The 20,692-nt window shown below is 65.3% G+C and carries 21 protein-coding genes and 1 riboswitch; of the genes, 13 read left to right on the forward strand and 8 right to left on the reverse strand.

Annotation, left to right across the window (positions count from 1 at the left end; translation table 11 throughout):
* Positions 1 to 16 precede the first annotated feature (16 nt).
* Both gcvT and M4J39_RS07535 read right to left on the reverse strand, forming a co-directional pair.
* Positions 17 to 1,177, reverse strand: a complete 1,161-nt coding sequence (gene gcvT, locus M4J39_RS07530) for a glycine cleavage system aminomethyltransferase GcvT (RefSeq protein ID WP_251727200.1) — start codon at positions 1,175 to 1,177, stop codon at positions 17 to 19.
* Between the two features lie 153 nt (positions 1,178 to 1,330).
* Positions 1,331 to 1,424: riboswitch (glycine riboswitch) on the reverse strand.
* An 83-nt stretch (positions 1,425 to 1,507) separates the two neighbouring features.
* Entirely contained in the window at positions 1,508 to 2,083 is a 576-nt protein-coding gene (locus M4J39_RS07535) for a hypothetical protein (protein ID WP_251727201.1), read from the reverse strand.
* 222 nt (positions 2,084 to 2,305) lie between these two features.
* Between M4J39_RS07535 and ispH the strand changes: the two genes are divergently transcribed.
* From ispH to M4J39_RS07555, 4 genes are read left to right on the forward strand one after another with little or no spacing between them, the layout of a single operon-like run.
* A complete protein-coding gene (gene ispH, locus M4J39_RS07540) occupies positions 2,306 to 3,292 on the forward strand; it encodes a 4-hydroxy-3-methylbut-2-enyl diphosphate reductase (protein WP_251727202.1) in 987 nt (328 codons plus the stop codon).
* 1 nt (position 3,293) lies between these two features.
* Positions 3,294 to 4,274, forward strand: coding sequence for a homoserine kinase (locus tag M4J39_RS07545; RefSeq protein WP_251727203.1), 981 nt, complete (start codon positions 3,294 to 3,296; stop codon positions 4,272 to 4,274).
* Complete coding sequence (rnhA, locus tag M4J39_RS07550; protein ID WP_251727204.1) at positions 4,271 to 4,756, forward strand: ribonuclease HI; 486 nt, start codon at positions 4,271 to 4,273, stop codon at positions 4,754 to 4,756. Before M4J39_RS07545 ends, rnhA begins: the two co-directional genes overlap by 4 nt.
* On the forward strand, positions 4,746 to 5,621 hold the full coding sequence (locus tag M4J39_RS07555; protein ID WP_251727205.1) for a diacylglycerol kinase family protein: 876 nt from the start codon (positions 4,746 to 4,748) through the stop codon (positions 5,619 to 5,621). Before rnhA ends, M4J39_RS07555 begins: the two co-directional genes overlap by 11 nt.
* Positions 5,622 to 5,628: 7 nt before the next feature.
* Here the strand turns inward: M4J39_RS07555 and M4J39_RS07560 are convergent, their stop codons facing one another.
* Together M4J39_RS07560 and M4J39_RS07565 are read right to left on the reverse strand one after the other, a co-directional pair.
* Entirely contained in the window at positions 5,629 to 6,111 is a 483-nt protein-coding gene (locus M4J39_RS07560; protein ID WP_251727206.1) for a peroxiredoxin, read from the reverse strand.
* A 40-nt stretch (positions 6,112 to 6,151) separates the two neighbouring features.
* A complete protein-coding gene (locus M4J39_RS07565; protein ID WP_251727207.1) occupies positions 6,152 to 6,976 on the reverse strand; it encodes a protein-disulfide reductase DsbD domain-containing protein in 825 nt (274 codons plus the stop codon).
* Between the two features lie 222 nt (positions 6,977 to 7,198).
* Here M4J39_RS07565 and M4J39_RS07570 point away from each other — a divergent pair, with 222 nt between their 5' ends.
* Complete coding sequence (locus M4J39_RS07570) at positions 7,199 to 9,292, forward strand: methyl-accepting chemotaxis protein (RefSeq protein WP_251727208.1); 2,094 nt, start codon at positions 7,199 to 7,201, stop codon at positions 9,290 to 9,292.
* Between the two features lie 132 nt (positions 9,293 to 9,424).
* Positions 9,425 to 10,015, forward strand: coding sequence for a YqgE/AlgH family protein (locus M4J39_RS07575; protein WP_251727209.1), 591 nt, complete (start codon positions 9,425 to 9,427; stop codon positions 10,013 to 10,015).
* Here the strand turns inward: M4J39_RS07575 and purD are convergent, their stop codons facing one another.
* Positions 10,016 to 11,299, reverse strand: a complete 1,284-nt coding sequence (gene purD / locus M4J39_RS07580; protein ID WP_251727210.1) for a phosphoribosylamine--glycine ligase — start codon at positions 11,297 to 11,299, stop codon at positions 10,016 to 10,018.
* A gap of 141 nt (positions 11,300 to 11,440) precedes the next feature.
* Between purD and ubiA the strand changes: the two genes are divergently transcribed.
* Positions 11,441 to 12,385 (forward strand): 4-hydroxybenzoate octaprenyltransferase, encoded by a 945-nt coding sequence (gene ubiA, locus M4J39_RS07585; protein ID WP_251727211.1) that lies wholly within the window; start codon positions 11,441 to 11,443, stop codon positions 12,383 to 12,385.
* Between the two features lie 50 nt (positions 12,386 to 12,435).
* On the opposite strand, the gene M4J39_RS07590 is transcribed toward ubiA, so the two are convergent.
* On the reverse strand, positions 12,436 to 12,999 hold the full coding sequence (locus tag M4J39_RS07590) for a DUF6101 family protein (RefSeq protein WP_251727212.1): 564 nt from the start codon (positions 12,997 to 12,999) through the stop codon (positions 12,436 to 12,438).
* 437 nt (positions 13,000 to 13,436) lie between these two features.
* Between M4J39_RS07590 and M4J39_RS07595 the strand changes: the two genes are divergently transcribed.
* The 6 genes from M4J39_RS07595 to lpxK all read left to right on the forward strand — a co-directional run bounded on the left by M4J39_RS07595 (position 13,437) and on the right by lpxK (position 18,998).
* Positions 13,437 to 14,780: a TldD/PmbA family protein gene (locus M4J39_RS07595; RefSeq protein WP_251727213.1), complete on the forward strand. Its 1,344-nt coding sequence runs from the start codon at positions 13,437 to 13,439 to the stop codon at positions 14,778 to 14,780.
* Positions 14,767 to 15,561, forward strand: a complete 795-nt coding sequence (locus M4J39_RS07600) for a 3'(2'),5'-bisphosphate nucleotidase CysQ (protein ID WP_251727214.1) — start codon at positions 14,767 to 14,769, stop codon at positions 15,559 to 15,561. The genes M4J39_RS07595 and M4J39_RS07600 overlap by 14 nt, the downstream gene beginning before the upstream one ends.
* Positions 15,562 to 15,647: 86 nt before the next feature.
* Entirely contained in the window at positions 15,648 to 15,881 is a 234-nt protein-coding gene (locus tag M4J39_RS07605; protein WP_251727215.1) for a DUF4170 domain-containing protein, read from the forward strand.
* 69 nt (positions 15,882 to 15,950) lie between these two features.
* Positions 15,951 to 16,694, forward strand: a complete 744-nt coding sequence (locus M4J39_RS07610) for a lysophospholipid acyltransferase family protein (protein WP_251727216.1) — start codon at positions 15,951 to 15,953, stop codon at positions 16,692 to 16,694.
* Positions 16,687 to 17,985, forward strand: a complete 1,299-nt coding sequence (locus M4J39_RS07615) for a 3-deoxy-D-manno-octulosonic acid transferase (RefSeq protein WP_251727217.1) — start codon at positions 16,687 to 16,689, stop codon at positions 17,983 to 17,985. The genes M4J39_RS07610 and M4J39_RS07615 overlap by 8 nt, the downstream gene beginning before the upstream one ends.
* Positions 17,979 to 18,998 (forward strand): tetraacyldisaccharide 4'-kinase, encoded by a 1,020-nt coding sequence (gene lpxK, locus M4J39_RS07620; protein WP_251727218.1) that lies wholly within the window; start codon positions 17,979 to 17,981, stop codon positions 18,996 to 18,998. The genes M4J39_RS07615 and lpxK overlap by 7 nt, the downstream gene beginning before the upstream one ends.
* Positions 18,999 to 19,043: 45 nt before the next feature.
* Here the strand turns inward: lpxK and M4J39_RS07625 are convergent, their stop codons facing one another.
* Positions 19,044 to 19,268: a DUF2093 domain-containing protein gene (locus M4J39_RS07625; protein WP_251727219.1), complete on the reverse strand. Its 225-nt coding sequence runs from the start codon at positions 19,266 to 19,268 to the stop codon at positions 19,044 to 19,046.
* 40 nt (positions 19,269 to 19,308) lie between these two features.
* Positions 19,309 to 20,658, reverse strand: coding sequence for an MATE family efflux transporter (locus tag M4J39_RS07630; protein WP_251727220.1), 1,350 nt, complete (start codon positions 20,656 to 20,658; stop codon positions 19,309 to 19,311).
* Positions 20,659 to 20,692 lie beyond the last annotated feature (34 nt).

Consider the following 20,692-nt stretch of genomic DNA (forward strand, 5'->3'; position numbering starts at 1 on the left):
GTTGTCTCTGGAGGTCTTATTTGGGCGCGCGATGAAAGCGCGCCGGAACGAAAGGAAGGGAAACGATTTCAGCCGGCAGCGCCTTGCCGCGCACTACCAGACCGACCCGCGTACCGGGGCGAGCGTGAACGGCGGCGACGTAGCCCATCGCCACAGGGCCGCCAACTGTCGGACCGAAGCCACCGGATGTGACGGTGCCGATGGCGACGCCGTTCTCGTCGACGATCTCGGTACCATCGCGGGCCGGCGCTCGGCCGTCCGGCTTGATGCCCACGCGCTTGCGGGCAACGCCCTCGGCGATCTGGGAACGAACGATATCGGCGCCGGGAAAACCGCCTTCCTCGCGGCGGCGCTTCTGGATCGACCAGAGCAAGCCAGCCTCGACGGGTGTCGTCGTCTCGTCGATGTCGTGGCCATAAAGACAGAGCCCACCTTCAAGGCGAAGCGAATCGCGGGCGCCAAGCCCGATCGGCTTGACGCGGGGATCGCGAAGGAGAACCTGCCAAAGGCCCACGACGGTATCGGCGTGAACCGAGATCTCGAAGCCGTCCTCGCCGGTGTAACCGGACCGGGACAGGAAAACCGGAATGCCGGCAAGGCTCGCCGGGCCGACCTGCATGAAGTCCCAACCGGCAACATCTGCGCCGAGTGAAACCAGGACGTTCACCGCCTCAGGTCCCTGCAGGGCAAGCAACGCCCGCTCCTCGTGGATTTCGAGCAGTACGTCGCCCGGAAGGCGGGCCGCGATATGGGCGTAGTCCGCCACCTTGCAGGCGGCGTTGACCACGAGCCCGAGAGTACCGTCTGCACCCGGTGCGCGATGCACCATCAGGTCGTCGAGGATCCCACCACGTTCGTTGAGAAGCTGGGAATAGCGCTGTCGGCCGGGCTCGAGACCGAGGACGTCGGCCGGCACCAGTTTTTCGAGAGCACCGGCGACCGTCGCATGGTCGGCTCCGCGCAGGGTCGCCTGTCCCATGTGCGACACGTCGAACAACCCAGCCGCTGCGCGGCAGTGGGCATGTTCGGCGAGAATGCCCTCGTATTGCACCGGCATGTAGTAGCCGGCGAACGGCACCATGCGGGCGCCGAGCGCCACGTGGGCGTCGTAAAGCGGCGTCTTGAGCGGCGCTGCGGAATGATGCGGGTCATGGTCGCCATGGACGGGTGTCGTCATGCGTCAGCTCCGGATAGAGGTGGGCGAACGACGGGATCCGTCTGTCCGCGCCCCCTCTGTCACGTAACCTGAGAGATTTCCCTGGGGCACCTTGCCCAGGTTACTCCTTCGGTGAGTCGAGGCTCACGCCTCGCCTGCTTTCCAGAGCGTCGCCCGCTGCGAGCGGTCCTTTTGCCTGAGAGTTTCCGGGGCGGTTGCTCCTTCGGCGCCGACGGTAACCACCGTCGGTCTCTCCCGCGCAGCGTCTCGGAGCCTTGCAGCCCCGTGTCCGGGCACGACCTTCCCGAACGGCCGACAGCATGACCTGTCGGCGGCACATTTTCAAGCGGCCTACTTCTTCCCGCTCTCGTCGAAGCCGACATAAATGATGAAGTTGCCCTGGCTCTTGTCGCCCGTCACGACCAGATCCGGCGCCACGAAGTCCCAATCGGCGGCGGCCGTCCCTGGTGCGATGGTGACATTCACCGGATAGAGCTTGGAGTAGAGCACCTCGTCGCCGTTTCGGACCATCACGACCCGCACCGGCAAGGTCGAGGCGCCGGTCGCGCCCTTTGGCCCGGCCAGAAGGCGACCGGCCACGCCGACCTTGATGGTCGTCGTCCCCGACGCGTCCGTGCGGCACTCGCGGGCAAACTTGCGGATGGTGCCCTGGAAGCGGATGGCGCCATAGTCGCCCTCCTTGCCCTTCTCGAACACGGCCAGCATCTGCGTACCGTCGCGCACCTGCACCTCGGGGCAAACCGCCACCACGGCGAATCGCTCCAGCGCTTCCTGCTCGGCCTTGGGGTCCGGACCACCGGAGACCAGCGACCGCGGGGAGAGGCCACTATCCGAAGAACAGGCCGAAAGCGTCACAGCGAGCGCCAACGCCGACAAAATCTTACCGCTGAAACCGACAGACATCATGAGAGCGTCACCTCCGCTTCGCCGCTTCCATAGCATGCACTCCCAGCCTTGGCGACTCGTTCGATGCGGCTCATCAACGATGCCAGTCCCCGGCATGTCGGGAGGTAACCAACACGAAGAAAGGACTTCTGCCGACATCCGAACCCCACGGGATGACGGCCTTCCCTTGACAGTGCGGAGGCAAACACTTCTATTCCGCTTCTCCAGCAAGAGGTGCCACGGTTGACGCTGCCGAAGCTCAAGATCCTGCTCTGCGCGCCGCGCGGCTTCTGCGCCGGCGTCGACCGGGCGATCCAGATCGTCGATCTGGCGCTCGCCCGCTATGGCGCGCCGGTCTACGTGCGGCATGAGATCGTTCACAACAAATACGTGGTCGAGGAGCTGCGGGCCAAGGGTGCCGTGTTCGTCGAGGAACTCGACGAGATTCCCGATACCGAACAACCTGTAATCTTCTCGGCGCACGGCGTTCCGCGCTCGGTTCCGGCGGCGGCGGCGGCCCGCAACCTCTTCCAGCTCGACGCGACCTGTCCGCTGGTCACCAAGGTGCATCGCGAGGCGGAGATCCACCACAAGAAGGGTCGTCACGTCATCCTGATCGGGCACGCCGGCCATCCGGAAGTGATCGGCACCATGGGCCAGCTGCCCGAGGGTTCGGTGACGCTGATCGAAACCGTGGACGACGTCGAGAAGCTCGATTTTCCGACTGGCACGGTGCTTTCCTACACGTCGCAGACCACGCTGTCCGTCGATGACACGCGGATGATCGTCGAGGCGCTTTCGCGCCGCTATCCGGACATCGTGCCCCCCCACAAGAGCGACATCTGCTATGCCACGACCAACCGGCAGGCGGCGGTGCGCGAAGTGGCCCCGAAGGTCGACGCCATGCTGGTCGTCGGCGCTCCCAACTCCTCGAACTCTCAACGCCTGCGCGAGGTCGCGGCCCGCGAGGGCTGCGAGCGGGCCTTTCTGATCCAGCGCGCCTCCGATCTCGACTGGAACGCACTCGACGGCATCGGCACGCTCGGCATCACGGCCGGCGCGTCGGCGCCGGAAGTGCTCGTCGAAGAGATCATCGACGCGTTCGCCGCTCGTTACGATGTGGCGGTGGAGACGGTGCGGACCGCCGAGGAGACCATAGCCTTTACCCTTCCGCGTCCTTTGCGCGACATCACCGACCACGCGGCCGACAAGGGCGGCTCGGAGCTCTGATATGGCCGTCTACACGGATGTTTCCGACGAGGAACTTTCCGACTTCCTGACCCGTTACGACATCGGCGCGCTGGTCTCCTGCAAGGGGATCGCCGAAGGCGTCGAGAATTCCAACTATCTGCTCGGCACCGAGACGGGACGCTTCATCCTGACGCTCTACGAGAAACGGGTGAACGAGGCCGACCTGCCGTTCTTCCTCGGGCTGATGGATCACCTTGCCGGCCGGGGCATCAACTGTCCGCAGCCGGTGCGTGACCGCGAAGGCCAGGCTCTGGGTCGCCTTGCCGGGCGGCCAGCCACGATCGTCAGCTTTCTCGACGGTATGTGGGTGAAGCGGCCGGAGGTGAGCCACTGCGGCCAGGTAGGCGAGGCGCTGGCCCGCCTGCACAAGGCCGGCGAAGGGTTCTCCATCCGCCGCCGCAACGGTCTCGGGCCGGACGGCTGGCCGCCGCTTTACGCAGGCAGTGCTGACCGCGCCGACGAAGTTCTCCCCGGCCTCGGCAGCGAGATCGAGGCCGAACTGGCCTTCATCGCGGCAAACTGGCCGAGGGATCTGCCGGAAGGCGTCATCCACGCCGACCTTTTCCCGGACAATGTCTTCTTCCTGAAGGGGCAGTTGTCCGGCCTCATCGATTTCTATTTCGCCTGCAACGACTTTCTCGCCTACGACCTCGCGGTCTGCCTCAATGCCTGGTGCTTCGAGCCGGACGGCTCGTTCAATATCACGAAGGGCCGGGCTATGCTCGCCGGCTACACCGGTGGGCGGCCGCTGACGGATGCGGAGATCGGCTCGCTGCCAGTACTCTGCCGGGGCGCGGCGCTGCGCTTCCTGCTGACGCGTCTCTACGACTGGCTGATGACGCCGCCCGGTGCGCTCGTTCGCAAGAAGGACCCGCTCGAGTACTACAAGAAGCTGCGCTTCCACCGCACGGCATCGACGGCGAACGCCTATGGCCTCGAACTTGCCGGGACCGGCGCATGAGCGAGGGAAAGCGCGTCACCGTCTATACCGACGGCGCCTGCTCGGGAAATCCCGGCCCTGGCGGCTGGGGGGCGATCCTCGTCTATGGCGACAAGAGCAAGGAGCTCTGTGGCGGCGAGCAACTGACCACCAATAACCGCATGGAGCTGACAGCCGCTTGCGCGGCGCTCGAAGCGCTGACGCGGTCATGCGCGGTCGATCTCTATACCGACAGCCAGTATGTGAAGGGCGGCATCACCGGCTGGATCTTTGGCTGGAAGAAGAACGGTTGGAAGACAGCAGACAAGAAGCCGGTGAAGAATGCCGACCTCTGGCAGCGGCTCGAAGCGGCCCGCGAGCGCCACAGCGTCGACTGGCACTGGGTGAAGGGCCATGCCGGCCACGACATGAACGAGCGGGCCGACGAGCTTGCCCGCCAGGGCATGGCGCCGTTCAAACCCGGCTACATGCCGCCTGACGGAGGGGGAGAAAATGCCGCATGAAGCAGCTCCGATCCTCGTCGTGGCCAACCCGGTGGCCGGAAACTTCAACTACCGTCACCTGATGCGACTGGCCGAGCGCCTGGATCGGCTCGGTCTCAAGTCCGATATATGGCTGACCCGCTACTCCGGCGAACTTTCGGATATTGCCGCCGAGCTGTCGTCCTCGGTGCGTACGCTGGTGGTCGGCGGCGGCGATGGTTCGATCAACGAGGCGATCACCGGCATCGTCCGTCGCGGCGGCGATGGCCCTGCCCTGTCGATCCTGCCATTCGGCACCGCCAACGTGCTGGCGCACGAACTCGGGCTACCCTCCTCACCGGAGAAGATCGCCGAGCGCATTGCGGCGGGACGCAAGACCCCGCTTCACCTCGGCATGGTGGGCGAGCGCCCTTTTGCGCTGATGGTGTCGGCCGGCTTCGACGCCGATATCGTCCACGCCGTCGACGCTCCCTTCAAGCGGCGCTGGGGAAAGCTCGCCTATGGCTGGCGTGGCCTGACTTTAGCGCTTGCCCAAAAAGGGCGAGACGTGACGGTCATCGCCGACGGCGAGACGATCAAGTGCCGGATCGCCGTGGTGACGACGGCGCGCTTTTATGGCGGTCCGCTGACGATCACGCGCCACACCAAGGCGACCGAGCCGGGCCTGCGCCTGGTGACGCTCGCCGACGACCGGCCGGCAACGCTGCTTCGCGCCGCCACCGCTCTGGCGCTCGGCCGCTTGGAGACGTTGGCTTCGGTTCAGGACCGGCCAGTCACGGAGATCCACTTCTCCGGCGAAGGCATCCGCATGCAGATCGACGGCGACCGGATGGACACGACAGACGCCCTGGTGCGATCCGGCCGCGTCATCGACGTGGTGGCCTGAACTCGTCTCAGAGTTTTTCGAGAATGCTTGGCGCCGCCGAACAGGTGGCCTCGCTGGATTTCTCTTCCACCTGCAATTCCTTCACGACGCCGTCTTCGACGATCGCCGCGTAGCGCTTGGAGCGAATGCCCATGCTGGGCGAAGGATCGAGATCGAGCCCAACGCTCTTGGCAAAGGCCGCAGCCCCGTCGGCAAGGAAGACAATCTTGCCGCCGGCGCCGAGCGCATCGCGCCACGCGCCCAACACATAGGCGTCATTGACCGCGGTCACTGCGATGGTGTCGACGCCCTTGGCCCTGATCTCTTCGAACTTCCGAATGAAGCCGGGAACGTGATTCTTGGAACAAGTCGGCGTGAAGGCGCCGGGCACAGCCACCAGAACCACTTTCTTGCCGGCAAACACGTCGTCGGTCGTGATCTCCGTCCGGCCGCCATCGGCGGTCGGCGTCAAGAAAGTGAACACTGGCAGCTTGTCTCCAACCTTGATCATGACCTCTCCCTTCTCAAAGGCTAGACCCAAGGGAATATACCTATTCGGTCACAGCGTCGAGGCGACGGACGATCTCGTAGGCCCGGTCTTTCTCGGCCAGCACGAAACTCAGTTCGAGACCTTCCACGCCAGTCGCTTTCGACGGCCCTTCCAGCGCAACGGTGAAATGGCGGCGGCCATCCTCCGCACCAAGGGGTTCGGGGGGCGCGGCATACCATTTGGCCGGAGCGGTAACGAACAGGTCGACGAGGCGGCCGTCATCGGCCACAGACACCTCGACGCTCCCGCGGGCCGTCTTGGTATCGAAGGCGAGGCGATCGACCACAAGTCGACCGTCGTCGGATCTGATGGGAATGCGCGCTTCGGAAGCTGCTATGGCAGCCGAGGCCTTAGGATCGGCGGCGCCATCGGGATCGAGGCGGATGGTCGCATCGGCTTCCGCCGGCACGCAGATCTCCGCACAAAGACCGTAGAGCACGTGGACGGCGAGCGTTACCGGCTTGTTCGGCCGTTCCGGCATTGCCCGGATCGGCAGCAGAAGTCGACCTTCATAGATCATCGATGTCCCGGTAGCGTCGGTATGGCGGACCGGTACCGGATAGCCGACACTGAAATCCCTGAGATTGGTGCTCTTGGCGACATCGAAGATCGGCGGAATGCCGGCATCGCCCGGATTGCGCCAATAGGTATGCCAGCCCTTGGGCAGGTCGAGTTCCAGCGCGGTCCGGTAGGCGCCGTCCTCCAGTCCACCAGCCGCGACCAGGCGAGCCTCCACGGTCGGCACGTCAAAGGCCGAAGCCGGGGTGGCGAGGAAACTGGACAGGGGCAACAGACAAGCAATTCGCAGCAGGACCGATATTTTCAACGCAGTCTTCTCGGAGTTGGGAAACGTTCGCGACTAAATAGCATCGCATGGGGCCTTCGGCCCCACGAAAAAGCGACGGGCCCATGGGTCGCACATCACTATATCGTATCCATACGCATTTTCACGACCATAAGTAACATCGTCATAATCGGCAATGTTTTCTGTTTCTTAAGGCGCAAAGGGCTTGATGCCTACACCTTTCGTATGAGCTCTGAGGATAGTATGCGCCTGTCGATACAGAAATCGATAATCCTGCTCGTCTCGACGTTGAGCCTGGCCCTTCTAGCCCTGACCGGCAACGGCGTCTGGACCGCCTATCGAGCGTGGTCGACGGCGGAAACGTTGCGAGGCCTTGCAGAGGTCGAACGCAGCCTGTTCGACGCAATGTCTGCATTTCGCATCGAACGAGGCGATACGCCGTCCGCGCTGGCGATGCCGAAAGAGCAGAGCGGCGACGCCGTCAAGGCGATCGTCGAGCGCCGGGCAGCAACCTCGACCGGGCTCGATGCCACGATCGCAGGTCTCGAGTTGATCGGTGGCGACACTCTGAAGTCGGCAACCGACGATCTCAAAGTCCGTCGGGACACGTTGCAGACGTTGCGGGCTGCCGCCGACGCCGAACTCGCCAAACCGCTTGCGGAGCGGAACAAGAAGATCGGCAAGACCTACCTTGCCGACGGGGGAGACATCCTCGCCGCGATGGACACGGCAACCGGCGCCATCGAGGCCCACATCCAGTCCATGGCGCCCGAACTCGCCGCGCTGGTGAACGTCCGGGCGCTGGCCTGGAACGCCCGCAGCTATGCCGGCACCGCCGTAATCGGAATGCTGCCCGCGATTACCGAAAAGAGGCCTTTCCGCGATGGCGAGGCCGCGCCGATCAACGCCGCGCTCAAGCAGGCTCAGTCGCTGTGGGAGCTGGTACATGACATGGTCGCCTCACCCGGCATCCCCGAGACGATCAGGCAGGCCTTCAGCGAGGGAGACGATGCCTTCTTTACTGGCGAATTCCGCAAGCTTTACGAGGGGCAGATCAAGAAAATGACCTCCTGGCAACCGCCAAGCGTCAAGCTTGACGACTGGAGGCAGGCCGGAGCCAAGGCGACCTCGACGGTCGGCAACGTCGCCGGAACGGCGATCGAAGCTCTCAGAGCCAAGGCGGACGACTACTCGGCCGAAGCTACGCGACAACTTGCCATCAACGCCATCATGCTCGCCGCCACCGTACTGCTGTCGATCGCCGCCGCCGTCATCACCCGCGTCCGCCTCGGTCGTCCCATGGCCTTGATGACCGCTGCCATGAGCCGGCTCGCCGCCAACGACACGACGGTGGAAATTCCGGGACTTGGCCGCAAGGATGAGATCGGCGCGATGGCCGCCGCCGTCGAAGTGTTCAGAAACAACGCCATTCGCGTTGGCGAAATGGCTCGCGAAGCCGCCGAGCGCGACGCAAGCGACGTCGCCGAACGCCAGCGGCTGCGCGACGAGACCGCCGCCGCCTTCGAGACCACCGTCGGTGGCGTCCTGCAGCGGGTCATCGCCGCCATCGACCTGCTGCACAGCTCCGCCGAGACCTTGACCGGAAACGCCGAGGAGACGGCAATGCAGGCCGCCTCGGCCGCCGCCGCCGCCAATCAGGCGACAGCCAACGTTCAGACCGTCGCCGGGGCCACTGAGGAACTGTCGTCCTCGATCAACGAGATCGGCACCCGCGTCGCCGCAGCCGGCTCAGTCACAACGGAAGCGCGGGAGACGGCCGCCACCACACGAGAGAACATCGCCAGCCTACAGACCGCAGCCGACCAGATCGGCACCATCGTCGAGCTGATCGACAGCATCGCCGGGCAGACCAACCTCCTCGCTCTGAACGCCACCATCGAGGCAGCGCGGGCCGGTGAAGCGGGCAAGGGCTTTGCGGTCGTCGCCGCCGAGGTGAAGCAGCTCGCCGACCAGACGTCGAAGGCTACGTCCCAGATCGGCCGCCAGATCGGCGGCATCCAGTCGTCGACCGGCACATCGGCGACCTCGATCGGCGCGATCGCCGAGATCATCAACCGCCTCAACGATATCTCCGGGGCAATTGCCACGGCCGTGGAGCAGCAGTCCGGCGCGGCGAGCGAAATAGCCCATAATGTCAGCGAAGCGGCACGTGGTACCGCTGCCGTGTCGGAGAATGTCGAGGGCATACGAAAGGCTTCGGAGCACACGAGCGTCGTGTCGACCACCGTGCTGTCGGCGGCGGACGACCTCGCGGCGCAGGCTGGCGAACTACGGCGAGCGATGGATGATTTTCTGGTGACGCTGCGGGCGGCGTGATACCCGGCAATCCGGCGCTTTTTGCGAAGGGAGGTTGCAGACGCCACCTCCCTTCGCCGCTTTCATGCCTTGAATAATCGTCATGGCGGTTCATATTGGTCACTCGGAGCCCCACGAACCCCCGGATGCGCCATGGCCGACAAGGCAGCCTATCTCGACGGTAAGTTCCTGATCGCGATGCCGGCGCTCGACGACGGTGAGTTCGCGCGCTCCGTGATCTACATGTGCGCCCACTCGGCCGAGGGGGCGATGGGGCTTGTGATCAACAAGCCGCTCGATCATCTGTCTTTCCCCGACCTCCTGGTCCAGCTGGAAATCATTCCCGACGAGAAACGCATCCGCCTGCCCTCCGAGGCACGCTCGATGCGAGTGCACCAGGGCGGCCCGGTCGACACCGGCCGAGGCTTCGTGCTGCACACGTCGGATTTTCATCTCGATGCGTCGACGCTGCCGATCTCCGAAGAGCTGTCGTTGACGGCGACGGTGGAGATCCTGAAAGCGATCGCCGAAGGGCGCGGGCCCGAGCATTCGCTGTTGACGCTCGGTTATGCGGGCTGGGCGCCGGGCCAGCTCGAGAGCGAGATTCAGGCCAACGGCTGGCTCATCACCGACTCCGATCCCGACATCATCTTTTCGGCCGCAGACGGCGAACGCTATCGCCGTGCGCTCGCCACGCTGGGCGTCGACCTCGCCGCGTTGTCACCGGTCAGCGGCCGGGCGTGATCAGCCGCCGGTCTTTTCCCGCGCCACGGCGCGCCAGCCGATGTCGCGGCGGCAGAAGCCATCCGGCCAGCGGACGCGATCAACGGCATCGTAGGCCTTGGCCTGGGCCTCGGAAACGCTGTCGCCAAGCGCCGTAATGGCAAGAACGCGACCGCCGTTGGAGACGATCGCGCCATCCCTTGCAGCGGTACCGGCGTGAAACACCGACACGTCCGGCAGCGCGGCGGCCTCGTCTAGGCCTTCGATGCGGCTGCCCTTGCGATAGCTGCCGGGATATCCCTCGGCAGCCATGACCACGGTCAGCGCCGTGCGCTCATCGAAGTTGGCGATATTGCCGGACAGGCGTCCCTCGGCGGAGGCCAGCATCAGCTCCAGTAGATCGGATCGGAGGCGCGGCAGCAGAACCTCCGTCTCCGGATCGCCGAAGCGGACGTTGTATTCGATCAGCTTGGGACCATCCGCTTCGATCATCAGGCCGGCGAACAGCACGCCGACGAAGGGCGTACCGCGCTTGGCGAGGCAGCGCACCGTCGGGACGATGATCTCGTCCATGATGCGCATTTCCATCGCCTCGTCCACCACCGGCGTCGGCGAGTAGGCGCCCATGCCGCCGGTGTTGGGGCCGGTGTCGCCATCCCCAACCCGCTTGTGATCCTGGGCAGCGGCGAGCGGCAGCACGTCGATGCCGTCGGTTATGGCAAAGAAGCTCGCCTCCTCACCGACAAGACAATCCTCGATCACAACCTCGGCGCCGGCCGCGCCGAACGCGCCGGAAAAGCAGGCGTCGACGGCGGCAACCGCTTCCTCGACAGACGAGGCCACGACGACGCCTTTGCCGGCAGCCAGGCCATCGGCCTTGACGACGATCGGAGCGCCACGATCGAGAACATAGGCACGAGCGGCATCGGCATCGGAGAAGCGGCCGTAGGCGGCGGTCGGGATGCCCGCTTCGGTGCAGAGCTCCTTGGTGAAGGCCTTGGACCCTTCGAGACGCGCCGGCTCCTTCCTGGGACCGAAGGCCTTGATGCCGGCGTCGGAAAGATCGTCGACGAGGCCGGCCACCAGCGGCGCTTCAGGTCCGATCACCACGAAATCCACGCCCTCAGCCTTGCAAAAGGCTATGACGGCCGCGTGGTTGGCAGGGTCAATAGCTATGAGGTCGGCGATCTCGGCGATTCCCGCGTTACCAGGCGCGCAGCTCAGACGGGTCAGCTTCGTGGAAGAGCGAAGGGCCGCGGCAATGGCGTGTTCACGCCCGCCAGAACCGATAAGGAGTACGTGCATCTGGGGCCTCCAACGTCGCCGAGCCGATGCCGCGCGCCTTACCATGGCGGGCCGTGGAACAAAAGGCCGGAAGGCGACACGGCCGGCGTTTTCCTTGAGTAAGCTGTCGCGCGCCACCAGGATGGAAGCTAGACTTGCCCCATGAACGCACCTGATTCCGACGATATCGTCATCCCCGACGCCAAGCGCGGCAACTGGGTCGATCGCCTGCTACCGGCCGCCGCCAAGCCCTATGCGCAACTTGCTCGACTGGACCGGCCGATCGGCTGGTGGCTGCTGCTGTTGCCCTGCTGGTGGTCGCTGGCGTTGGCGAGCGGAACGGCCGGGCAAAGCTTTCCGTCGCCCTGGCACGCGCTGCTGTTCTTCATCGGCGCCGTTGCAATGCGCGGTGCGGGTTGCACCTATAACGATATCGTCGATCGCGACATCGACGCCGCCGTGGCGCGGACGCGGACGCGGCCGATCCCGTCGGGCCGCGTCAGCCGCAAAGCCGCCACCGTCTTCCTGGGGCTGCAGGCGCTGCTCGGCCTTGCCGTTTTGCTGCAGTTCGACCGCTTCTCGATCATCGTCGGCCTGTGTTCGCTGGTGCCGGTAGCGATCTATCCGTTCATGAAGCGGATCACCCACTTCCCTCAGATCGTGCTCGGGCTCTCCTTCTCCTGGGGCGCGCTGATGGGCTGGAGCGTGGTGTTCGGGCGGCTCGATCCGCCGGCCTTCCTGATCTATGTCGCGGCCATCCTTTGGACCTTCGCCTACGACACCATCTATGCGCATCAGGATCGCGAAGACGATGCGCTGATCGATCTCGGCTCGACGGCCCGCTATTTCGAGCACTCGACGCCAAAGTTGCTCACCGTCTGCTACGGCGCCGCCGTATTGCTTCTGGGAACGGCCTTCTACCTCGCCGACGCCAAGATCGTCGCCTTCGTTGGCCTCGCGGGTTTCGCCCGCCAACTCGCCTGGCAGGTGGAGAAGTTCGATGCCGACGACGGAGATCTCTGTCTCAGGCTGTTCAAATCCAACCGCGATGCCGGACTGATTCTGACCGCCGGACTGATCGTCGATGGCCTTCTCAAAGGCATGTAGCCGGCCTCCGCTTGGCGAAGGTCGGCTACAGGACAAGTTCCAAGGTGCGATTACTCGTAGCTGATGATCTCGCGCCAGTCACGCAGCACCGGCATTTCGCCCGCCGTGCCCATCTTGCGACGGACCAGGAAACGGGGCCGACGATCGCTCATGGAAGCGTGGCGTCGGCGCGGCGCCGCGTCGCCCACCGGTACCGAGGCCTTCGGGCCGACGCGCTCGACGGTGCCCGATGCCGAAACCAGTAGCATCGGCAGTCCGAGACGGTCGGACCAGCCCTGCCAATCGGCGGCGGCGGCTTCCATGTCACGCGTCACCGTCAGCGGGATGGACAGGGCCGGATCACGGTGGTGCAGCTCGACGTTGGCGACGAGATCGCCGGCCGCATTCGGCTCGATCCTGACCGATACCCCCTCGAAGGCGGCGAACGGCAGGCTCAGCGTCAACGGCAGCCCGGATAACTGACGGCGAACGACAACGCCGTCGTCGTCCATGTAGATGGCGGCCTCCTGGACGGGTCGGCCGACCGGTCCGACGTTGACGCACCACTTGGCCGGCAGATGCCCCGGATCGAGCCTAAGCGCCGTCTTCAGGCCCAGGGGAGTGGCTCCCGTCATGCTCTTCGCCTCACTCGTATTCTTTTGACTATCCCTGTCGGGCCGAACGTCTTTTTTTCGCGCTCAGTCCCGAAACCATGGCGAGCATAGGTCGAACGTCATCCCCGGCGGCTTAAGGGATTGGGTAAACTTTTTCTCGATTTTTGAGAGGGTTAGCGGAATCTGAAGCGCCAAATCGCGGCATAGCGTCAACCCTCGGTCAATCTTCGTTGACAGCGGCGCTCCCTCCCACCCTTCGATGATGGCGGGACTTCCACCCAGAAATCGCTTGCACTTCAAAAGGTTGATCACCAACTTCACCCGACTGATGGCAAGACGTCACGGTGAAGGCCGGCAAGGAGTTGCCGCAATTCTGTACGAGGAAGGCAGCCTCAAGGCTTGTCGACCGACACACCCAGCCCTAAACACGGAACTCCCGGAACCGATCGGATACCCGCATGAGCGATCTCGTCGACCTCGACCAACTGACCCAACAGGCGGCTCGCCTCGTCGAAGCGGCGCGCGCAGCTGGCGCCGACGCCGCCGATGCCGTCGCCGTCCGCTCCGTCAACCAGGTGGCGAGCGTCCTCAAGGGCAAGGTCGAGAAGATCGAGCATGCCGAGAACGACGATTTCGGCCTGAGGGTCTTCGTCGGCGATCGCAACGCGACCATATCCGCGACGCTGGGCTCGGACGTCGAGGCGCTGGCCGCCCGTGCCGTCGCCATGGCCCGCGCGGCGCCCCCGGACCGCTATGCCGGTCTAGCCGACAGCGCGTTGCTGACCACCACTTCGCCCGACATCGACCTCCTCGACGAGACCCCGGTCTCCGCCGCCGACCTCGCCGAGCGCGGTAAGGCCGTCGAGGCGGCCGCCATGTCCGTCGATGGCGTGACCAACACCACGGGCGCCAGTGCCTACTGGGCGCGCGGGGGCATGGCCCTGGTCACCTCCAGCGGGTTCTCCGGCGCCTATGAGTCCTCCGGCCACGGCCATTCCGTCGCAGCCATCGCCGGCAGCGGCACAGGGATGGAGCGCGATTGGGATTCCTCATCGAAAACCCATCTGGCCGATCTTGAGAGCGCCGAAACCGTCGGCGCCCGGGCCGGCGGCCGCGCCGTGCGCCGTCTCAATCCGCGTCAGGTGACGACCCAGACGGCCACGGTGGTCTATGACCCACGCGTCGCCACCAGCCTGATCGGCGCGCTCATCGGCGCCATTTCCGGCGCGTCGATCGCCCGCCGATCGTCTTTCCTGAAGGATCGGCTCGGCCAGCAACTGTTCGGGCCGAAGATCCGGATCACCGATGATCCGCTGCGTCGGCGTGGCCCGGGGTCGCGCCCCTTCGACGGCGAAGGCGTTGGCGCGACGCCGCTCGATCTCGTCAAGGACGGCGTTCTCACGACATGGCTGCTCGATAGCGCGACGGCACGCGAGCTTGGTCTTCAGACGAACGGTCGCGCTGGTCGAGGCACCGGCTCTCCCAGCCCTTCGTCGACAAACGTGCTGCTGCACCCGGGCGAGCAGTCCCCCGCCGAACTGATCGCGGCGGTCGGCACGGGCCTTTACGTCACCGACTTCATCGGGCATGGCGCCAACCTCATCACCGGGGACTACTCGCGAGGGGCCGCCGGCTTCTGGATCGAAAATGGCGAGATCGCCTATCCGGTCGCCGAGATCACGGTGGCCGGCAACCTCATCGACATGTTCCGCGAACTGGTACCGGCGGACGACATCGAGTTCCGCTCGGCCTTCACCGCGCCGACGGTGGCCATCGGGGGACTGACGATTGCCGGCCGCTGACAGCGCACGCATCGACGAGGACACCGCGCTTCTCTCCGACGCGGCACTCGCCGCCGCGAGCATCGGTCTCTCCTTCTTTCGTCGCGACCCGCGCGTCTGGAAAAAGGCCAACGACTCGCCGGTCAGCGAAGCCGACCTCGCCATCGACCGCTTCCTGAAGGAGCGCTTGCTGGCCGCACGCCCCGACTATGGCTGGCTGTCGGAAGAAACCGAGGACGATCCCGCCCGGCTCGGCTGCAAGCGCGTCTTCGTGGTCGACCCGATCGACGGAACGCGCGGCTTCATCGCCGGCTCCGACCAGTGGACCATTTCGCTCGCCGTGGTCGAAGACGGGCGCCCGGTCGCGGCGGCACTGCTCCAGCCGTCGGTTAGCCATCTCTATACGGCCGGTCACCGGCGTGGCGCTTTTCTCGACGGCAATCGCCTGCGCCTGCAGCCGCGTCCGAGTCTCGCCGGCGTGCGCGTGGCCGGTCCGGCCGTTCTGATCTCTCGCCTGTCGCGACCGGTGCCGACGCTGAGGAGCCGGGGGTACGTCGCCTCGCTGGCGCTCAGGATCGCCATGGTCGCCGACGGCACGCTCGACCTTGCCTTCGCGCGCGGCGGCGCTCACGACTGGGACCTTGCCGCCGCCGACCTGATCGTCGCCGAGTCCGGTGGGACACTCGAGACGATCGACGGCGGGCCTATCGTCTACAACCGGCCCGACGCCGATCATGACAGTCTGATCGCCGGCTCGCCCCCCCTGACGCGGGCGGCGGCGGCAGCCATAGGGCCCTATTGAGGAGCGCCCTTGCAAATCGGGCCGGGCTTGACGAAAAGAAGGTGGCAGCCCGAAGGGGGCGCCCACTTGCGGAAGGCGGAAACTGCATGACGACCGAAATCACATCGAAGCAGCTGCTTCATCTGGTCATCGGCGGCGAGATGAAGGCGCTCGACTCGACGGAGTTTGCCGATCTCAACGCCATCGATATCGTTGGCGCCTTCCCCAATTATGCCGCCGCCTATGCCGCCTGGAAGCAGAAGGCGCAGGCAACCGTGGACCAGGCGCAGACACGTTACTTCATCGTCCATCTGCATCGGCTGCTGGATCCATCGACCTGATGCCCGGCAGAACCGGACGCAACGCCGGTTCGTTCTGCTTGCATCGCCTCTTGTCCTCGGAGACACCGTTTGGGACTTGACCGGAAACTCCTCGGCAGCGCGGCGGTCAGCAGCGCGCTGTCGCACTTTCTCGCCTGGTATGTGCTGGGGGTGTTTCGCACCGCCCGGCTGAACATCGTGCCGTCCGACGCCTTCGATGTGGCGCGAGCCGAAGCCCCGGCAATCTTCACCTTCTGGCACGGTCTCGCCATGATGACGCCGCGCGCCGTGCCGCTCGATCTGCCGATCGTGCCGATGATCGCCCGCAACGCCGCGGCCGGTGTCGTGGCCGGTGCCGTTGGAACGCAGGGCATCCGGACCATCCGGGCATCGGGCTCGCAGCGGGCTCGTACCCTGCACAAGAAAGGCGGAGCTGCCGGCTTCCGGCAAGCCTTGCGAGAACTCGAAGCCGGCAACTCCGTATTGATGACTGCCGACGTCCCCAAGATCTCCCAGGTATCCGGCAAGGGTGTCATTCATCTGGCCCGGCTGTCCGGTCGGCCGATCATTCCCATCGCCTACGTGTCGCGCTACGGTCTTCGGTTCAACAACTGGGATCGCATGGTGGTGGACCTTCCCTTCTCGCCGGTCACCCTCCGGCATGGAGCGCCGGTCCGCGTTCCGGCCGATGCCGACAACGATGCCGTCGAAAGGTTGAGGCGCTTCCTTACCGAGGAGCTTGATCGGATCACGCAAGACGCCTACGAACGCACGGGAATCGCTGAAAAGTTCACCCCCGGTCCTCAAAACCAAGACCTTGCCGCCGATGGCTGATCTCGGAGACGCGCTTCTTTCGACGTGGATCGCCCTGACCCGGCTCGCCAGCCCAGTCGGTGGGGCCATCGTCGGCATGCGTCGACGCCACGGCAAGGAAGACCCTGCCCGGTCGTCCGAACGGCTGGGCCATCCTTCGGCACCCCGTCCAGAGGGGACGCTCGTCTGGGTACACGCCGTCAGTGTCGGCGAGGCGATGGCGGCCATGCCGGTGGTCGACCGGTTGATCGCAGAAGGCAAGGGGGTTCTGGTCACAACGGTCACCACGACGTCTGCTGCGCTCGTCGGTCACCGCCTGCGACCGGGCCTGATTCATCAGTTCGCGCCTCTCGATCTTGCCGGTCCGGTCGATCGCTTTCTTGCCCATTGGCGCCCCGATCTGGCGGTATTCGTCGAAAGCGAAATCTGGCCGGTCGCCATAGGTCGCCTCGCCGATCTCGGCATCCCATTGGTCGTCGCCAACGCCAGGCTATCGCCGCGCTCCTTTGCAGGGTGGCGACGGGCGGCACCGGCAGCTCGCGCCGTGTTCCGCCGCATGTCTCTGGTGCTCGCGCAGACCGATGACGACGGAGCCCGCTTTTCCGAGCTCGGAGCCTGCGAAGTCGCCACCTTCGGCAACATCAAGTTCGACGCCGGCCTGCCGGACGTCGGCTCGGCCGATCTAGACGCGCTGAGACAAGGTGTTGGTGACCGACCGGTGGTACTCGCCGCCTCCACGCACCCAGGCGAAGACGAAGTGGTCCTCACGGCGCTCCTGAAGATCAAGGAGAGTCGGCCGGAAGTGATGCTCGTGATCGTGCCGCGCCATCCGGTGCGAGGAAGCGACATAGCGCTGCTCTGCCAATCTGCCGGCCTTGCGACGCGCAGGCGTGGCGCCGGGGAGCTTCCGGATGCCGAGACCGAGGTCTATGTCGCCGACACGCTCGGCGAGCTGGCGACCTTTTTCCGGTTCGCCGACCTGGTCTTGATGGGCGGCACCTTCATCGAGGGTATCGGCGGCCACAATCTCATCGAGCCGGCCCGGCTCGGCGCCGCCGTGGTGAGCGGACCGCATTTTTCCAACTGGCTCGACATCTACCATGCCTTCATAGAGGCCGGCGGCCTCAGGGTTGTTCAGGGGGCTGATGAACTCGCCGAAGCAGTGCTGAGCCTGATCGACGATCCGGACCTCAGACACAGGCAGGCGGCGGCTGGAGAGCGGGTGGTCGCAGGCTCGGCCGGCGCTGTCGGCCGCACCATGGAGGCTATCGCCCCACTGATCGGCCGACCTTCAGGTGGCAGCCCATGCTGACGCCGGCCTTCTGGTGGAAGCGCAAGGGTGTCGCCGCCTTGTTGCTGGCCCCGATCGGCCTTGTCTATGGCGCCATCACGGCGCGCCGCATGCACCGCCCGGGAGGGGCCGAGCCGCCGCTGCCGCTGGTTTGCGTCGGCAACTTCGTGGCCGGTGGCGCCGGCAAGACGCCAACCGCCATCGCGCTCGCCCACTCGGCGCGCTCGGTTGGCCTCGATCCCTGCTTTTTGACCCGCGGACACGGCGGACGCCTCAAGGGACCGATCCTCGTCAACATCGACAAGCATACGGCGAGCGACGTCGGCGACGAAGCCTTGCTGCTCGCTCGCGTGGCGCCGACGGTGGTGGCGCGGCGGCGCACCGATGCATTTCCGCTATTGCGGGCCACCGGCACCGATCTCTGCTTCATGGACGACGGCTTCCAGAACCCATCGGTGAAGAAGACCTTCAGTTTCGTGGTGGTCGACGGCGTGGTCGGCGTCGGCAACGGCCTCCCCCTGCCCGCCGGCCCGCTGCGGGCACCGCTTCGGCGACAAATGCTCCTGGCCGACGCGATCATCATCTACGGCGAGAGCAAGCTGGGCCAGCGCGTCATCCGGACGGCCGCCCGCGCCGGCAAGCCGGTGTTTCGCGCAGCCCTCGTGGCGAATGCGCCGCCGGCCGCCCCGCACAGGCGGCTCTATGCTTTCGCCGGAATCGGACGCCCCGAGAAGTTTTTTCGTTCGCTGGAGGCAGAGGGCTATCGCCTGGCCGTGCGACGGGCCTTTCCGGACCACTACCCATATCGCTTCACAGATCTCACCAGCCTTCTCGACGAGGCCGACATGCTCGATGCCGTGCCGGTCACCACAGAGAAGGATGCCGTGCGACTGCCGCGCGGCATCGTCGGAAGCAACTGGTCGCGCAATCGGGTCGCCGTATTCGGCGTTCACGCCCGCTTTGCGGAGGAACATGCCGTGGGATCGCTGCTTCTCGATATCCGCAGGCGCTGGATGGCGAAGCATTTCAGCTGATACGCCCCGCACCCTGACGGGCTTTACGATACCCGAGAGCTGGACTCAGCGAGCGCCGGTATGGCGACGGTAGGCAGTGAGCGCCGCCTCGGCATCGATATAGGGCTCCTGATGCTCGACGGACCAGTATTTCAGGTCCTGCAGCAGAATCGGGCGACCGGTGATCGCGCAACGGACGTAGTTGCCGTTGCGGAGAATCTGGTAATCGCCGTCGAGGTAGCGAATCTGCGCCTCGCCGCCGCCGAAGGGAGTGTCCATGCTGTTCAACATGAAAGGTGAATAACCTTCACTCGGCCCTCATGCAAGAGGCTCATGCGCTGACGGCAAGGCGGTCGATCGACCGGCCGGCCAGCCACAGGGCCGGCAGACCGAACAGCGCGGCGCCGATGCTCCACCAGAGGATCACCGCGTCGGCACTGCCGTACCAGACTCCAAGCCAGCAGAAAGGCAAAGTGCCGAGTGTCGCCCGCCCCCAGTTGAACAGCGTCGAGTAGGAGGCGAAGCCGAGATTGTTGAAGGCTGCATTGGCCACGAACAACGCGCCAGTGAAAATGAAGGTCGGCGCCGCCCACAGACAGTAGAAGGCAATCATTTCCGCCACCCGGCCGGTAGCCTGAAACGCCCAGTTGATGGCATCGGTCCCAAGGAACAGCACCAACCAGATCGCCGCCACGTAGATCGCCGTGAACAGCGTGCTGTCGGCCAGCGTCTTGCGGACCCGGTCGAAGCGGCGGGCGCCGACATTCTGGCCGAAGATGGCGCCGACCGAACCGGTCAGCGCAAAAATACCGGCAAAGCAAAGGGGATAGATGCGGCCGATGATCGACCAGCCCGCCACGGCCTCGGTTCCGAAGCGGGCGACATAGGCGGTGACCATCATATTGCTGACCGGCGTGGCGAGGTTGGTGAGGATGGCCGGAAAGGCGATGACCAGGAGCGGAGCGACGTCTCGACGGACGTTGCTCACCGTCGGCCGCGCCAACGCATTGAGGCGCGGCACCAGCCCGTACCAGCCGACGGCAAGCGCCACGAAGCGGATCAGCACCGTGACGATGGCCGCGCCGGTGACACCAAGGTCCAGCGCAAAGATGAAGATCGGGTCCAGGATTGCGGTGGCGACGGCGCCGGCCAGGTTGATCCATAGCGTCATGCGTGGCGCACCGAACGCCATCAGCACGCCGCCCATGGCCATGCTGAGGGCCAGCGGCGGCATGCCCAGCATGGTGATCCACAGGAAGTGTTGGGTGACCTCGAACTCGCGGCCGGCGGCGCCGAGCAAAGAAAGGCATGGATCAAGCACGGCGGCGATCGCCAGCGTCACGGCGCTGGTGGCGGCAAAGGAAATGATCAGCCCGGACGTGGCGACGCGACGGGCGCCGCTGCGATCGCCGGCGCCGACCCGCTGGGCGGTCAGCGCCGTCACACCGATCGAAAAACCGATACCGACCGACACCAGCAGAAACAGCACGGCGCCTGCATAACCCATGGCCGCCGTCAGTACTTCGTCGCCCAGAAGCGAGATGTAGAGGAGATTGACGAGATCGACGGTAAAGATCGCCATCAACCCCAACGAACCAAGGGCCGTCAGTGCCACGACGTGGCGGAACACCGATCCTTCCACATAGGCGGCGTCGGCGGGCGCGCCGGCGGCGTGCGGCATCGTGAAACCTCTCAAGAAATCAGAAACAGGCAAA

The organism is Pleomorphomonas sp. NRK KF1 (assembly GCF_023721755.1).
GTDB lineage: Bacteria > Pseudomonadota > Alphaproteobacteria > Rhizobiales > Pleomorphomonadaceae > Pleomorphomonas.

Coding starts and splice junctions, on each gene's coding strand:
- gcvT (WP_251727200.1), bottom strand. CDS start 1,177: ATGACGACACCCGTCCATGGCGACCATGACCCGCATCATTCCGCAGCG.
- M4J39_RS07535 (WP_251727201.1), bottom strand. CDS start 2,083: ATGATGTCTGTCGGTTTCAGCGGTAAGATTTTGTCGGCGTTGGCGCTC.
- M4J39_RS07545 (WP_251727203.1), top strand. CDS start 3,294: ATGGCCGTCTACACGGATGTTTCCGACGAGGAACTTTCCGACTTCCTG.
- rnhA (WP_251727204.1), top strand. CDS start 4,271: ATGAGCGAGGGAAAGCGCGTCACCGTCTATACCGACGGCGCCTGCTCG.
- M4J39_RS07555 (WP_251727205.1), top strand. CDS start 4,746: ATGCCGCATGAAGCAGCTCCGATCCTCGTCGTGGCCAACCCGGTGGCC.
- M4J39_RS07560 (WP_251727206.1), bottom strand. CDS start 6,111: ATGATCAAGGTTGGAGACAAGCTGCCAGTGTTCACTTTCTTGACGCCG.
- M4J39_RS07570 (WP_251727208.1), top strand. CDS start 7,199: ATGCGCCTGTCGATACAGAAATCGATAATCCTGCTCGTCTCGACGTTG.
- M4J39_RS07575 (WP_251727209.1), top strand. CDS start 9,425: ATGGCCGACAAGGCAGCCTATCTCGACGGTAAGTTCCTGATCGCGATG.
- purD (WP_251727210.1), bottom strand. CDS start 11,299: ATGCACGTACTCCTTATCGGTTCTGGCGGGCGTGAACACGCCATTGCC.
- ubiA (WP_251727211.1), top strand. CDS start 11,441: ATGAACGCACCTGATTCCGACGATATCGTCATCCCCGACGCCAAGCGC.
- M4J39_RS07590 (WP_251727212.1), bottom strand. CDS start 12,999: ATGACGGGAGCCACTCCCCTGGGCCTGAAGACGGCGCTTAGGCTCGAT.
- M4J39_RS07595 (WP_251727213.1), top strand. CDS start 13,437: ATGAGCGATCTCGTCGACCTCGACCAACTGACCCAACAGGCGGCTCGC.
- M4J39_RS07605 (WP_251727215.1), top strand. CDS start 15,648: ATGACGACCGAAATCACATCGAAGCAGCTGCTTCATCTGGTCATCGGC.
- M4J39_RS07615 (WP_251727217.1), top strand. CDS start 16,687: ATGGCTGATCTCGGAGACGCGCTTCTTTCGACGTGGATCGCCCTGACC.
- lpxK (WP_251727218.1), top strand. CDS start 17,979: ATGCTGACGCCGGCCTTCTGGTGGAAGCGCAAGGGTGTCGCCGCCTTG.
- M4J39_RS07625 (WP_251727219.1), bottom strand. CDS start 19,268: ATGTTGAACAGCATGGACACTCCCTTCGGCGGCGGCGAGGCGCAGATT.
- M4J39_RS07630 (WP_251727220.1), bottom strand. CDS start 20,658: ATGCCGCACGCCGCCGGCGCGCCCGCCGACGCCGCCTATGTGGAAGGA.